The organism is Flammeovirga sp. EKP202 (assembly GCF_014534745.1).
In the GTDB taxonomy this organism is placed as follows: Bacteria; Bacteroidota; Bacteroidia; order Cytophagales; family Flammeovirgaceae; genus Flammeovirga.
Genome location: NZ_JACVVP010000013.1, coordinates 156,292 through 172,843, shown reverse-complemented (window position 1 = coordinate 172,843; position 16,552 = coordinate 156,292). Strand labels below are relative to the sequence as shown.

Annotated in this window: 8 protein-coding genes; 5 read left to right on the top strand and 3 right to left on the bottom strand. The window is 35.5% G+C overall.

Translation table 11 applies throughout. The features are described from left to right. Window positions 1-54: 54 nt before the first annotated feature. On the bottom strand, window positions 55-588 hold the full coding sequence (locus IC221_RS10475; RefSeq protein WP_188168927.1) for a phospholipase D-like domain-containing protein: 534 nt from the start codon (window positions 586-588) through the stop codon (window positions 55-57). A 104-nt stretch (window positions 589-692) separates the two neighbouring features. Beyond that, a complete protein-coding gene (locus tag IC221_RS10470) occupies window positions 693-2,087 on the bottom strand; it encodes a hypothetical protein (RefSeq protein WP_188168926.1) in 1,395 nt (464 codons plus the stop codon). 303 nt (window positions 2,088-2,390) lie between these two features. On the opposite strand from IC221_RS10470, the gene IC221_RS10465 reads away from it, so the two are divergent. Further along, complete coding sequence (locus IC221_RS10465; protein ID WP_188168925.1) at window positions 2,391-2,780, top strand: MauE/DoxX family redox-associated membrane protein; 390 nt, start codon at window positions 2,391-2,393, stop codon at window positions 2,778-2,780. A 61-nt stretch (window positions 2,781-2,841) separates the two neighbouring features. On the opposite strand, the gene IC221_RS10460 is transcribed toward IC221_RS10465, so the two are convergent. After that, window positions 2,842-4,380 (bottom strand): alpha-L-fucosidase, encoded by a 1,539-nt coding sequence (locus IC221_RS10460; protein ID WP_188168924.1) that lies wholly within the window; start codon window positions 4,378-4,380, stop codon window positions 2,842-2,844. Window positions 4,381-4,902: 522 nt separating this feature from the next. Between IC221_RS10460 and IC221_RS10455 the strand changes: the two genes are divergently transcribed. The 4 genes from IC221_RS10455 (at window position 4,903) to IC221_RS10440 (ending at window position 16,278) form a co-directional block, all read left to right on the top strand. Then, window positions 4,903-9,096, top strand: a complete 4,194-nt coding sequence (locus tag IC221_RS10455; RefSeq protein ID WP_188168923.1) for a two-component regulator propeller domain-containing protein — start codon at window positions 4,903-4,905, stop codon at window positions 9,094-9,096. 901 nt (window positions 9,097-9,997) lie between these two features. Beyond that, window positions 9,998-13,099, top strand: a complete 3,102-nt coding sequence (locus IC221_RS10450) for a TonB-dependent receptor (protein ID WP_188168922.1) — start codon at window positions 9,998-10,000, stop codon at window positions 13,097-13,099. Window positions 13,100-13,113: 14 nt separating this feature from the next. Then, on the top strand, window positions 13,114-14,751 hold the full coding sequence (locus IC221_RS10445; RefSeq protein WP_188168921.1) for a RagB/SusD family nutrient uptake outer membrane protein: 1,638 nt from the start codon (window positions 13,114-13,116) through the stop codon (window positions 14,749-14,751). 15 nt (window positions 14,752-14,766) lie between these two features. Further along, window positions 14,767-16,278, top strand: a complete 1,512-nt coding sequence (locus tag IC221_RS10440) for a carbohydrate binding domain-containing protein (protein WP_188168920.1) — start codon at window positions 14,767-14,769, stop codon at window positions 16,276-16,278. The last annotated feature ends 274 nt before the right edge of the window (window positions 16,279-16,552 follow it).

The following is a 16,552-nucleotide window of genomic DNA, read 5'->3' as shown; positions in this document are numbered from 1 at the left end:
ATCTTTTCATAGAATAAAGATCGACTTTAAATCAAATAATGAAAAATCAAAATTTTAAAAGAGCGAAAGCTCAGTTAAATAATTAGTATCATTTTCAATTTCTTTTCTTTTTTGATTGGTGTTCACGTACTTTTCATTGTAATCATCAAGAAATTCTTTTGTAATAAGGTAACCTTCAGTATACAATTTATCAAACCAATCTACTAATTTATTGCATTCAGTTTGATCTTCTATACGAAAATTCATTTCTATGTTTTTTTCAAGTCCCCAAGAAGTTGTATTTGAAGAACCTACAAAAGCAACTAATGAATCATCCGCTTTTTTAACAATATAAACTTTTGGATGAAAAGTATATTTGCACTCGTAAATCATGGCGTTTATATTCAAATCAGATAAAATACTTTCAAAAACAAAAGGATCAGTTGCCAAATCAATTCCAATAAGATAATGTTGAACAATATCTTTCGTAATATTTTTTTGAATAAAATTCCAACCATGCTTGCTAATCATAGCTGAAGCAATCCAAATAGACTTTGCATCTTGTAATTCAACTGCTAAAGGATTAAATATATTATCTGTAATTATCATATTCTATTTGTGGTTTTCGCATGTGCCCTAACGGTTTGCATAAATGGCGTGTGCTCGCATAGGGCACATGAACATTTTATGCTTTGTTCCAGCCAGTTTTCTTTTTATAAATCCAATTGTCCTTCTAAATACTTTTTAAGTAGATGGACACCAACATCTCCAATTTTCTCACCTGCTTTGTTTAAAAATTTTTGAAGCTTCTGCCAAGCGACTGTTTTCGTTGACTTGGGTAATGATTTATCTTTCAATTCATTATGGGAAGATTTTAACAAAGCCAATTCTGCTTTATCTTCTGCATATTTTTCTATTATCTCGCTTAGTTGTTTATCCTCGAATGTGAAATCAATATTCCCATGAATTTCTCTTGACACTATTCCCTCAACTTTATTTATGTATTGAGGGTTTAAAATAACTGTTTGGTTTTGAGTATAATTTCCATTCTTTAATAAGTCGCTTGGTGTGTTCAACATTGGTAGATTATTATTTAGTAATTCAGCAACGTCAATACCAATTTCAACTTCCGAAATGTCATTTTCTAATTCATGTTTTATTAGTAATAGTTTACGTTCTCTTTCATGTTTCATGTCAACCATTAACCTTTTTGCCTCTTTTGAATATTTAGAGATTAAAGGAGGTATGGATTCTTTTGGAATTTGTGTTGTAGATTCTAAAACTTCAATTGCTGATTTAGGGTCTTGCACACATAAATCAAGAAATTTTGTGAACTCGTTAAACAGTTCTTCGATATTGTCAGAATTAACTTTTTTACTTGCCGAATAAATTGAAAAAGTAATTCCTCTGTCAGTTCTATTTTGGACTACTTTGACATCATCATCAGTTACATTCGAAGCGAAGTCCCTGAACATTACTATGAATTTATCGAGTTCATCACTCCATATTCTTTGCTTTGGCACATATAATTGAAAAAGTAAACCTTGATCAATACTCTCAATGAATTTTTGCCCAGCAATTTCTATCTCAACAAGCTTTCTGTAAGGAATGATATTTAGACCTTGCTTATTTATTCTATGAATAAAGTTAGCTACTTTAATCAAATATTCTTTAGGACTTGTCTTATCTTGATATTTTATTAACCATGCCTCTAAGCTATTATCAACCTTTCGATATCCGATGAAATCTCCTTCATCATCAACTTCTAAAACCTCATCAGTCCAGAGGTTCTTTTTGATACAACTAAAATCGCCAAAGAAGTTATTGTGATATATAAAAATAAGATGCTTTCTCTCTTGGATTAAATTCAACAATTCTTGTCCTACTTCTTTATATTCATCTAAATTGAAAAGGAATAAAACATATTCTGTAAATTTTCCCATTACCAACAATTCCTTATTCTCATCTGCTTTCAAAATGTCAATTATCGTCCACCAATTCTTGATACTTGATTTTAGCAACTTAGTTTTAGAGGTATATCCGTTTGTTTCCATTGTTGTATGAATGGTTCCTCTATCTAAATCTCCAAGTGTTAGTATATGCTTCATTTTTTATTCTTTCTTAATTGGCTGGAACATTAAATATAAACAATTACGTATACCCCTTAAATTTCAAGTATAAACACCATTGCATATATCCATTAGTAAAAGCTTTCAACTCCCTTTCAAAAAATAGTTTGCTGTTAGATGGTTGAAAGACAGATTCAATTTACATTTTAATGTATTACAAAACAAGAATTGATGGAAGGGAAGGAATACAGCATTACCTCATTAAAAAACTTTTTTACTGATTGCTAGTTAGTATGCTGAATATAAAATGCTAAGTCAGACGGATTCAAATTGAAATCAATAATGCAACTTTTTCAAAATCAACGAGTAAAAATAACCTTAAGGTGGTTTCTCATCATTTTTTATCTGATTGCAGGAATCAATCATTTTGTACATCCGCAATTTTACCTTCCGCTGATCCCTTCTTATCTACCAAAACCTGAAATGATCAATTGGGTCAGCGGTGTCGCCGAAGTACTATTAGCCATAGGTGTTATTCTTCCGAGGTATAGAAGAATTGCAGTCTTCCTTATTATTTTGATGTTGATTGCGTTTATTCCCTCACATGTATTTTTTATACAACAAGGAGCATGTGTCGGGCACTCTAGTTTGTGTACACCGATGTGGGTGGCTTGGCTAAGGTTATTCCCAATTCATCCACTGTTGATGGTTTGGGCTTGGTATGTGAAATAATTGCATCAAAAAAAGCTGTCCCTCAAAGAAGAACAGCTTTCGTATTATTTTATTAAAATATCTATTTCAAAGCGATTTGACTTTTGTCCTCGAATTCAATCTCAAAAACAAATGCATGTTCACAAGGTTTTTGAGAAGGAAGCATTATTTCTAATGCTTCTTCATCTTGGGTAAAATCAAGCGCACCATCATTTCCTAATAATTTAATTTTCTTAATACCTGAAGTAACATATTCTGACTCCTTGTTCAATACAGGGATCTTCACTTTTCCATTCGAAGCCCATGCCATTGAGATAGCATATAATTTACCTTCGTTAGTAGTGAAACGAAAATCATCAGCTGTTAAGTCTTCATTTTTACCTTCAGTATGATGACCTGTTGCTACTTTTGTAGGACCATCACCATAGATTTCCCATGGTCTTGAACCGTAGATTGCTTTTCCATTCACTGATAACCATTGACCAATCTCTAATAAGATTGCTTTTTGGTCTTCTGGAATTGTACCATCTGCTTTTGGACCAACATTCAACAATAAACAACCATTTTTACTTACAATATCTACTAAATCGTCAATCAATGTATTCGCATCTTTTGAAATCCAGTTTTTCACATAACCCCATGAGTTTTTACCAATAGAAGTATCTGTTTGCCAAACTTTAGGGTTGATATCCGACATTTTACCTCTTTCGATATCCAAAACGTGAGTTCCTTCTGGGAATGTTACCATTTTGAAATTTTTCGTTTGAAGTACTACGTCTTTTTTCCACTCAATACCTTTGTTATAGTAATAAGCCGCTAACTTGGGGTGATAAGGCATAAATTCCTCACGGTCTATATAAAAATCAAACCATAAGATATCCGGTTGGTAGCTATCAATAATATCCTTTGTTCTGTCCCACCAATGTGTCAAGAATTCCTGATCTGCTGGAGCATAATGATCATGTGGTCTGCTGTATAAATCACTGTATTGAGGGTCCATTGTATCAAAACCCTCCTTATAAGTGAAGTAGTTCCAGTTGAAGGCATAATGCGAAGAAGCACCAATTTTAAGATCTCTACTTCTCGCCTCTTTTGTCAACTCTCCTAAGATATCTTTCTTCGGTCCCATGTCTACTGCATTCCAACGCGTATGCTTCGATTTGTACATTGCAAAGCCATCATGGTGTTCTGCAACAGGTACAATGTATTTCGCTCCTGATTGTTGGAAAAGGTCAATCCATTCTTTGGCATCGAAGTTTTCTCCTTTAAACATTGGGATAAAATCTTTATAACCAAACTTGTCCAATGTTCCGAAGTGTTCTACATGATACTTATTCATAGATGTTGCACCGATTCTTTTCGCTTCGCCTTTAGGGCTCCACTCCACACTATCCATATACATCAAACGAGGGTACCATTCTGATCCATATTCTGGCACTGAATACGCTCCCCAGTGAATGAAGATTCCTAACTTTGCATCTTGAAACCAATCGGGCACCTCATACTGTTGCAGAGATTCCCAGTTTGGTTCAAAAACCTCTTTACCAGCTACTGCATTTTCCTTTTGTACGGAGCAAGCCCCAAGGAAAGCAGCCATAATTAAAATTACTACATTTCTCATACTATCTAATTTTTTCTTAAGTAATCATTATATTAAGCCTACCTTATTGTATAATGTCAGATTATTATAAAACTGATATTATCTTTCTCTCAAAACTGTTTGTCTTGTTTAGATAAAAGCGTGCTTTATCATTGTTTCAAATTTATAATTGATTGATTAGACAGTATGGAAATTATCATTTCAAATAGAGGGGCCATAATTTGAGAATAGATAAATTTGCACCATTTTTATGAATAATTATTACGATTAGTTAAATTCATACCATAGATAATAGGTAAGTTGAAAGAGGGTGTTTTTTGTAAATATGAATTTTTAGTATTTCCCTCTCCTGAATGACCTCTCTTTTAGTCAAAACATCCCTCACATTGACGAAATGAAGATTTGAAGGAAAATATTTTAGGCTAAACGGGGTGTATATTTATTCTTTTCTCTCTCGGTATTGGTACCGAAGGGGGATTTACTTACTTTGTATAAGTATTTTTTGGACTTCAGAAGAATTAGATGATTTATTATTACTTTGAAATGAATTTACTATCAAAAACTGCAAAATATCTACGATTTCTAACGTATATTTTGCCACTGACTTGTTTGCTGCTATTTATTGTTGTTCCGTCAAAAGCTTTTGATGAAACTCCAGTATTTGCACATTACACTACTAAACAAGGGCTCTCCCAAAATGACATTAATTGCGTTTTTCAAGACGAAAATGGCATGATATGGATCGGAACTAATGACGGTCTAAGTCGCTTTGATGGCTACGAGTTTAAGAACTACAGAATGGACACGCACACGTTGCCTTCTAACCTTATTACAACCGTTATACAAGATGATCACGGTAACTTATGGATCGGATCTGCTGATGCAGGATTGTTCCGCTTTAACCTAACAACTGAAAAATTCACCTTTTTTGCGAACACCAAAAAAAGTCCTAAGCTGTTGACGGATAATAATATCTCTACAATGGTGAAAGATCATGATGGTAACTTATGGTTTGGAAATACCAAAGGGCTCAACAAGATCGAAAGTAAGTTCGTTACGCGAGATAAAATTAAAGTCAATAAATATTATCATAACCCACACAATCACGAAAGTATTCTTTCTAATTACATCACACGATTATTTGTAGACCAAAGAGGGAATTTATGGGTAGGAAGTAAAAAAGGAATGCAACTCTTAATTAACCCAAAAGAAAAGAGTGAGTTTAGTATCTTCAAGAAGTTTCATAAAGGATTTGACAATAGTGTTTTTTCGGTAACAGAAGGTAAAAACTGTTTACTGATCTCCTATTTCGATGGCATCTACCAACTGAAAGTCAAAGGAATAGGTGATAGTGAAGGAGAATTCAAAAAAGTCTCTGACATCAAAGCAGAACATATTTATAATGATGAAGAAGGAATAATATGGGCAGGTGCTGGAGATGGACTCTACCGTATGAAATGGGATGCTATTGGTGAGAAACTTACACTTGTAGATTTTTACAACAGTGACAATAATGAGTATTTCACAGCCAATATCATCACGTCTCTTTATGCTGACCAACTTGGTGTAATTTGGATTGGCACAAATGGTGGCGGTATCAATAAGTTTAACCCAAGAAGAAAAAAATTCAGACATCTTAAAAAGGGAGATAACTCAACAGACCTCAAATACAATAAGATTAGATCTGTTTTTGAAGATAAAAAAGGAAGACTTTGGATCGGTACTGAAGGTGGTGGCATCAACTTGATTGAAGATCATCAGGTAAAAACGATCAACATTGCCCCTAATAAAAAATCTCAGAATGTGGTATATGCCATTGAATATTTCAAAGACATGATGATTTTTGGGATCGGCTACCCTTATAAAACGTTAGCTATCAAGATTGATGAAGCCACTCAACTTGAAGAAAAATTACTTGAAAGCCTCTTCCACCCTATCGGTCATGGTAATGCTACTTTTGACCTGGTCAATGATGGTGACTCTATCTTATGGATGGCAACCTACGGTGGAGGGTTGGTCAAAGGCGTTCAAGAAAATGGTAAAATGCAATGGTCGTTTCCTCAAATCCTGGATAAGGATGATGACATTATTGACGTTATCCGTAGTTTAACACTAGACAGTAAAGGAAATTTATGGATTGGTACTAATCAAGGGGTTGCTTTTCTTTCAAAAGAAGAAAAATCAAAAGATAAACCTCAATTTCAAGTCATCCAAAATAAGGCAGAACATCCCAAAAGTTTAAGCTACAATTATATATTACCAATTTTTGAAGCTTCCAATGGAGAAATTTGGATTGGTACAATGGGCGGTGGATTGAACGTATTCCATCCAGACAAAATGCCATTGAAAAATGTGCAATTTGAAAGAATCACCAATAAAGAAGGTCTTCCTAGCAATGTGATTAAGTCAATTTTAGAAGACGAATATGGAAATCTATGGATAGGGACCAACAAAGGTTTAAGCAAGATCAACCTTGAATCTCGTGCGATCAAAAACCTCGACGTTTCAGATGGCCTTCAAGATGATGAGTTTAGTGAGTTAGCCGCTGTTAAATTAAAGAACGGTGAATTACTTTTCGGGGGAGTGAATGGAATCAATATTTTCAAACCGCATGAAATCATTGATGATAATACCATTGCGAATTTAATGTTCACTGAACTGAAAATTTTAAACAAAAAAATCAATACTTATGATAAGTTTGAAGGACATGAAGTACTTTCTTCTTCTCTTCAAACCACTGAAGAAATTGAATTACAATACAGTCATAATAGTTTCTCTGTAAAGTTCGCTTCTTTGCATTATGGTGCTTCAGAAAACAATCATTACAAATATAAGTTGGAAGGTTTTGATAAAGATTGGGTGGTGGCCGATGTGGAACAAAGAGAGGCAAAATACACCAACCTTTCTCCAGGAGATTACACTTTGTATGTAAAAGCGTCGAATGGAGATAATGTTTGGAACCCCAATCCAATTACTTTAAAAGTGAAAGTACTTCCGCCACTTTGGTGGAGCTGGTGGGCAAAAATCCTTTATGTTCTATTTATACTATCCATCACTTTCTTCTTCTCTCGCTATACAATTATCACGGCGAGAAAGAAAAGTCAGTTGGAAATGGAGAAGTTTGAACGTGAAAAATTAGAGGACTTAAGCCAACTGAAGTTACAGTTCTTCACCAATATCTCTCATGAGTTGCGTACGCCGCTAACGTTGATTCACACCCCGATCGAACAACTTATCAAAAAAGGGAACAAGCTGTCATCAAGTGAAAGAGAAAATAGCTATCAGATGATTTTCAAAAACGTACAACATCTTATGCGTTTGGTCAATCAACTATTAGATTTTAGAAAAGTAGAACAAGGACAAATGAAGTTGCAGCTCTCTAAGGGCAATTGGTCTACGTTCCTTGATCAGGTGCATCACTCTTTCAAAGAGTTTGCTGAACACCAGAACATTAGCTTTACTTATGAAGTGACCTCCAACAATATTCATGGCTATATGGATACGGATAAGCTTGAAAAGATCTTGTATAATTTACTTTCGAATGCTTTTAAATTTACTTATGATGGTGAAATTAATCTTTCACTGACACAAGACGAAAATAAAGTAAAAATCAAGCTGCAGGATACTGGTATCGGTATTTCTGAAGAAAAATTGGATTACCTTTTCAACCGTTTTTATCAGGTAAGCAATCTTAAAAAGGCAAAAAATAGAGGTACAGGTATTGGTTTGGCTTTCACCAAAAGCTTAGTAGACTTACATCATGGTTCCATTAAAGTAGAAAGTGAACTCAACAAAGGCACTACTTTCTATCTTGAATTCCCATTGCATAAAGAAGACTACGCAGGTGAGGAAATTGATGAAATCAATGTCACTCCTTTAGTAGATGAAACTCTTGTTTTAGAGCAACAACAGCAGGAGGAGGATGAATTGGAAGTTTCTGCCAAAGCCAAAGTGTTAGTAGTAGACGATAACTATTCAATCCGTGAATTACTCAAAGGTATTTTGAAGGATGACTATGATGTGTATCTCGCCGAAGATGGTCAAAAAGGGTTACAAATTGCCAAGGAAATAATGCCTAACCTTGTGGTTTCTGACATTATGATGCCAATTATGGACGGTTACGAACTGGCAAAGAGTATTCGTGATGACGATCAACTTTGTCACCTTCCTATTATTCTTTTGACGGCAAAGAATTCTGAAAAGAGTAAATTAAAAGGATATGAATATGGTGTAGATGCTTATGTCACTAAACCTTTCAATTCTGATGTTTTACTGGCTAGAATGCACTCTTTGATTGAAAACAGAAAAAATCAGCAGAAGAAATTCAGAACAAAAGTGGATGTTAAACCAAGTGAGATCACTTACACATCTATTGATGAGAAATTCTTGAAAAAATTAGTCAATATCGTAGAGGAAAACCTTTCTGATTCTGAATTTACAGTAGATATGTTAGCCTCCGAATATGGTGCAACGCCAATTCGACTGAATCAAAAGTTAAAAGCCCTTACTGGACAGACCGCAAAAGGATTTATCCGAAATATTCGCCTAAAACGAGCAGCCCAAATGTTAAAGTTAGGACGATACAGTGTCAGTGATGTCACTTATGAAGTAGGCTTTAATGACCTAAAGTATTTTAGAAATTGCTTTAAGAAAGAATTTGGTATTCCTCCTTCAGCCTATTTAAAGGAAAATTCAACAGAGGGTGAAACATCAGACATTTTGGAAGATATTGTTTAAGAGTGTGAGGTTAGTATTATATTCTAAACCTGTTCTAAGTACACTGTAAACTAAATTTTCGTTAATTAATTTAATTCCTTTTAAGAAGGATAAATGGTAGTGTACTGTGGTTCGCGAGGACGTTTTAATAAAACGTCCCTACAGAACTACATTTTAGAAGATTATTATTAAAACCTTTGTCTTTTGAAATATAATCAGACAATCATTTAGTAGTATCTTCTTCGGCCTTGAAGGGAAAAGCGTTAAGAATTTCATGAATTGAGTCGTTAAAAATGATTTTTCTGTTTGAGAGCAGCGAGTTTAAAATCATTTAGGCGAGAGGAATGAAATTTAGCTTTTGACTTCTAAGCCTTGAATTTTTTGCTTCGTTTTTGTTTCAAGACAAAAATGAAGAAGAAGAAAGTTTGAAAGTAGGCCCTATAAAATCTAGTAGAAATACGGATTGAAAGTTGACGATAATTTAGTTTACAATGTACTATGACTTTATACGAAGAAGTTGCTATGGGTAGACCGATCCGTGTCTACCCGTAAACCATAAGGGATAAAATAAATTATTTTTCGCCTCTCAGATTATTAAGTTTTAACTTAATTTTTATGAACAAATATTGAAAGTGAAAGTATAAAATTCGGAATTATGGTTAAAACTACACTCTTCACTCTTTTATAATCGTTCATTGGTATTTCTCAAATTACACTCAATACCAACACACTGACAAAACATTTAAACATATAGGGGGTGTATAATTTAAATCGCGGTTTAAATACAAATACAGAAGGTTAACAATATTTTTTACCCCCGATTTTACAATGGTTTTTTTAACACTTATGAAAAATTAACAATCTAGATTTGAACTGTCAATGATAAATGAATTGAATTTTTAAATCTTAGTATGTAGAGATTATGAATTGTTATTATACAAAAGCAAATCTATTCAAATACTTAGGCGGAACGTTTCTGCTAGTATTACTCTCTTCAATCCAAATTTTTGCACAAGACCTCATTGTTAAAGGTGCTGTGATTGATGAAGAGCAAGCTCCCCTAATTGGAGCTTACGTTATCGTAAAAGGAACTACTATTGGTACAGTAACTGACTTTAATGGTAAGTTTGAATTAAAAGTCCCTAGCAAAGAAAGTGTTCTAGAAATCACTTCTATTGGCTACGCTACCCAAACACTTAATGTAGGTGACAGAACTACATTTAACATCACAATGCTTTATGATACTGAAGCATTAGAGGAAGTAGTAGTAATTGGTTATGGTGAACAATCTAAACGTGAAGTAACGGGTTCAATTGCTCAAGTAAAGGCAGAAGACCTTGACCGTTTAGCAACGTCAGATATCGGTACAGCACTTCAAGGTCAAATGGCCGGTGTGAGTGTTCGATCTGCTGGTGGTTCTCCAGGTGCAAACTCTACGATTACCATTCGTGGTGTGACTTCTTTCCAAGATGGTGGTTCTGAACCGCTATATGTAGTGGATGGAGTAACGTATACTTCTAACCCTAACATTTCTCCTCAAGAGATTGAATCATTAGAGGTACTAAAAGATGGTGCATCTGCGGCCATTTACGGTTCAAGAGCCTCTGCCGGTGTAATTTTGATTACAACAAAAAGAGGTAAAGCGGGACAAATGAAAGTAAACATCGATTCGTACTACGGTGTTCAGAAAATTACTTCAGGTGTCAACCTAGCCAACACAAACGAGCACCTTTACATCAACAAGTTATCGAACTTATTGAAGGAAACGGGTAAGTTTAATCCTTTGGAGCAAAACAAAAATGGTCTGTATTATGATACGGACTGGATGAACGAGCTTCAAAACGATATGGCTCCAATGCAAAACCACAGTTTAAGAATCTCAGGTGGTACAAGTAACCTTACGTACAATATTACAGGTACAATCTTTGATCAGCAAGGTGTTTTAGTGGGTTCAGATTATGCACGTCAAACTGTAAGAGCAAATACTACTTACAAGAAAGGTAAGCTTCAGTTCCAAGTAAACATGGGCCTTAACAACAGTATGGCCAACAAAGAACCTTGGGGTTTACAATATGATGCAATCAAGCAAGCTCCAATCTTACGTGGTGTAGACTCTGGTGAGACAGATGTAGTTGTACCAGGTGCTAACCCTGAAAACATGGGTCGTTTTATTGGTAAATTAAATCAAGTTAACGAACAAGCAATCAGTGGTTACAATGGTAATGCGCGTATCAACTATGAATTATTTAAAGGATTCAAATTGAATGCTAACATTGGTGGATCAGTTTCTTATAATAATCAGAAATTATTTGAACCATCTTACTCTATTCGTGATGAAGACGGATTACTTTTAGTAAATGCTTCAAACCCTGTTGCTCAATTGAGATATACAGATTACAAATATACACGTACAATCCAAGAATATACTGCTACTTACAATAGAAAATTTGGTAAGCATAAAGTCGGTTTCGTAGGTGGTGTTACTTTTGAAACTTCAGTGGGTAGTAGACATTTTGTACAAGCAAGAGACTTCCCTAGTAATGACACACAATCAATCGGTGCTGCCAACGAACTTATTGCAGCGGATGAAAGATACTCTGAAAATAAGAATATCGGTATGTTAGGTCGTGTTCAGTATGCATACGACAATCGTTACTTGTTCAGTGCTTCGATAAGACGTGATGGTTCTTCAAGATTCCATGAGTCTAATAGATGGGGGGTGTTCCCTTCAGTATCTGCGGGTTGGAATGTATCGGAAGAGAAATTCTGGGAGCCTATTAAACCTTACGTATCTGCTTTAAAAATTAGATATGGTTATGGTGAAACGGGTAGTGATAAAGCAGGTCAAGGGCTAAACAACTTAATGGCTGACTTACCTTACCAATCGATCGTAACTCCACAAGTTGATTACGCTTTAGGTAGAGAAGGAAGTGACAACTTACAATTTGGTGCTATCGCTCCAACATTCGTAGACAGAGCTATTCGTTGGGAAACAAACGTATCTCAAAACATTGGTGTAGATAGTGAGTTCTTCGAAGGTCGTTTCACTTTATCAGTAGATGTTTATAAGAACGATAAAAGAGACATGTTATTAGCGGTTCAGATTCCTCCATCAACTGGTGCTACTTCTACCAACAGTTATGACAGAGTATGGCAAAACGTGGGTAACTTATCAAACGAAGGTATTGAAATTGCTTTAGGTTATAATGATCGTTTTGGTGATGTAAAATTCTCAGTTAACGGTACATTTACAAGAAACATCAACAAAGTTATTTCACTTGCTCCATCAGTTGAATCAATCTCAGGTGGTAAGCCCATCATTGGTAGAGATAGTGAGCCTACAACATTCTTAAGACCAGGTTACACGGCAGGTGCATTCTTCTTGATCCCTACAGATGGAACAATCCAAACAGCTGAAGAGTTAGCTGCTTACCAAGAAATGATTCCTTCTGCTCAATTGGGTGACTTAAAATATATCGATACAAATGGTGACGGTGTGCTTGACCAAGAAGATCGTCAGTACATGGGTTCTGGTACTCCTGAGTGGGAAGCAGGTCTTAACTTAAATGTTGCTTACAAAGGTTTTGATTTAGGTGTACAATTATTCGCTTCAATGGGTGCGAAAGTATACAACGGTGCAAGAGCTTACTCTTACTTAACAAAGAGAAATGGTGAGCTAGTAAATGCTTGGTCACCAAGTAACCCTACTTCAAATATTCCAATGCCAAGAGATCAAATCGAGCACTATAACACTCGTACATTCTCAGATTACTTCATTGAAGATGGTTCATACTTAAGAATTCAAAACATCTCATTAGGATATACATTACCGAAAGCGGTCGTATCAAGAATGAAGATGAACAACTTAAGATTCTATGTAAGTGCTCAAAACCCATTCACTTTCACAGATTACTCAGGTTTCGATCCAGAAGTAGGATCACAAAGTATCTTCTTAAGAGGTGTTGATAGAGCTAACTATCCAATCTCAGCAGTATACAGAGGTGGTTTTTCTCTTGAATTCTAAACTTACTTACAATCATGAAATTTATATCTAAAATATTCGTTGGACTTGCTTTGTCAGCTGCATTATCAAGCTGTACAGACTATTTCGATGTAGAAAATGTAAATACAATTACAGAAGATTCTTTCTGGCAAAATAGAGAGGATGCTTTCAAAGGATTAATGGCAACATACAGTGGTTTACAAGGTCATGGTGTTACAGGTGGTACTTCTGCCGTAAACACACCGGTAAGATCTGATACAGGTAGACCAAACAACTGGAATGCGGGTGCTCAATCACTTCAAAAGTTATCATTTAACGATAACACAAACGTTGTAAAAGAAAAGTGGGCAGATTTGTATACTGCTATTCTTCGTGCCAATCAGGTCATTGAAAAAGTACCAGGTATTGAAATGGATGAAGAAGAAAAAGCACTATTTATTGCAGAAGCTCGTTTTGTACGTGGTGTTTGTTATTACTGGTTATACTCTACATACAACCACGGTAGCGTAATCCTTCACAAAACAGTGCCTGCTTCAAAAGAAGACTTCGCTAAACCACTTGCTCCTAAAGAAGACGTGTTGGCTTTCCTTATGGAAGATTTAGTACACGCTCAAGAAAACCTTCCTGAAGAATGGGACGACAACAATTTAGGTCGTGCAACTTGGGGCGCTGCAACAGGTTTCTTAGGTCATGTTTACATCAATGAACATAACTATGAGCAAGCAAGAGTTGAATACAAAAAACTCATCGATAGAACGGACTTGTATCAATTGACTCCTGAAATTTCATGGAACTTTGATACAGAACACGAGTTCAACTCAGAATCGATCTTCGAAGTAGTGTTCTCTGCTACTCAAAAAGCAGGTTCTGCTGCAGCTGGTGCACAAGATGGTCCTACAGGGTCTGAAGGTACTACTAGAGCAAGAACATTAGCACCAGGTGGTGCAGGTGGATGGAGAGTTGTAATGCCTTCTTACTGGATGACAATGCAACTAAAAGAAGATCCTATGGATCCCGATGACAGCAGAAATGACGATAGAGTATATTCTTTAAGATGTGAAGCTTCTATTGCACTAGCAGATGATGGTACAACGTACTACCAACAAGAAGTGGAAAAAGCAGGTTTCAACAACAACGAGGCTTCTTATTTAAGAAAGTTCCAAAATCACCAAAATACTAATGATGGTTTAGGTGATGTCTACAGTTCAGGTATAAATGAGAGAATCATTCGTTTAGCAGACATTTACTTATTGTATGCTGAGTGTATTTTAGAGTTGAATGGTGACGGTGCAGTAAACGAAGCGGCTAACTTAGTCAATCAAATCAGAGCGAGATCAGGTGTAATGCAAATTGACCCTGTAAACTACACGGCTAAGTCATTAATGGAGCACATTATGTGGGATGAGAGACCTAAAGAATTAATGTTTGAAGGTCACGATACACGTTGGGTTGATTTAAGACGTTGGGACAAAGTGAAAGAGCAGTATGACCGATTATCAAAGTTAGAATTTACAATCCAAGAGAAGAACCTTAGATATATCACTGATGAGGATGTTGATATTGTTCCTTTGAGAGAATATGTAGAAGGTGCTGCGGCTTACACTCCTCTTGCACATGACTACTTCCCTATTCCTGTGGATGAAGCACTTACTAATCCTAACATCAACAACTAATTAAAGAATTAGAACATGAAAATTCTAAAAAATATATCACTTGGAGTGATGGCATTGGTAATTGCTCTCACATCCTGTCAGAAAGATGAAGTTGTTCCTTACGGAGACTTCCAAGATATTGCCATATTTTCTCCTTATGCCAATCAAATCACTGTTGAGATCAACCAACAAATCTCAATTGCAGACGGTTCAAAAGGATTTTTAGACAGAAAATGGACGGTACCTTTCCCTTCTTATTTTATCAATAACGATGACTCTGTTTTAAAAGAAGAAACTGCTTTTGTAAAATTCATGGAAGTAGGTGAGATTCCTTTAAAAATCGAATGGGAATTCGAAGATTCTACAGGAATCTACATGGAAGACTCTACTTTCTTAGTAACTGTACTCGATACAATCACTACAGATATTGCAGTAACAGGCATTGAAGGTAATTACACTGAAGAGAATGGTCGATATATCGTCGAAGCAGGTTCAATTGTAACGATGACAGATACATCTTCAGGAAGCCCTGATACCTACGAGTGGTTAATTGATGGTCAAGAAGAAACATTAGAAACAAAAACTGTTGATATCCAATACAAAAAGTTAGGTAAATTCTCAGTAGGATTAGTTTCTTCAAGAGTAGAGCCTTATGGTCGTGCAGATACGTTGATCATCCCTGATTATATCGAAGTTATCCCTTCTACTTTACCAGTTGTGATGACAGGAGCTGAAGAAAGTAGCAACGGAGGTACTCTACAGTTACAATTCTCTAGAGAAATGGATGCGATTGACGCTAGCCAAATTCCTGCCTTCACAGTGAAAGTAGATGGTGCAGCAGCAACTATCAATGCGGTACAATTAAATAAAAATGATGCTAGTATTGTAGAGATTGTATTGGCAAACGACATCTATAACTCTCAAAGTGCAGTCGTTTCTTATGATGCAACTGTAGGTACTGTACAATCATCTGACTTCGTGAAATTAGAGACATTTACCGATCAAGATGTGAAAGTTTACATTGAAAACTTATTGACAATCAACCCTGATTTTGAGGATGGTACAATAAGTCCTTTCGCAAGCCCTTGGAACCAAAAAGGTTTTGCTAATGTAAACGTTCTTTCTTCAGGTGCTCAATCTGGTACGAAGGTATTAAACATCGTGATGGATGAAGGTACAAACGCTCAAATGGGTATGGATCAAGGTTTCATTTCACTAAGCAAGGATAAAACATATGCTTTTGAATACTGGGTAAAAGTGAAAAGTAATCCTGGTGGAAACGGACTTCAAATGACTTGGAGAGTGATGCCTAGCGACGGATGGGCAGACAACTATAAAGAGTGGATGGGCGTTTGCTGTACGAATGCTTTAAAGCCTGAAAATGAAGGTGTTTGGCAAAAAGTACAAATCTTAACAAACAAACAACCACCTGCTGATTGGCCAAGTGCTAAACTTCACTTACAAATCATAAGTGGTGCTGGCGGACAAACTGAAGTAGAGTTTGATAACTTTAAATTCTATGAATACGAAGTTCCAGCAGCTGAATAAGAAAAATAAATCAATCTAATAAAGATTACAGGGCATCCGAGTTTGGGTGTCCTGTTTTTTTATTTCTTGTCTTCAAGAAGACATCAGGATTATACTTTCAAACTTCCTTGTTTGTATCTCGTGTTTTTTTAGCACATTGTAAACTAAATTACTGCAAAATTCCAATTAATTATTCTGCATGCTTTTATGTCCTCCTACTTTCAAGCTCCCTTCTTCTTCATTTTTCCATTGATGAAAAACGAAGCAAAAAATCTAGGCTTAGAAGTCAAAAGCT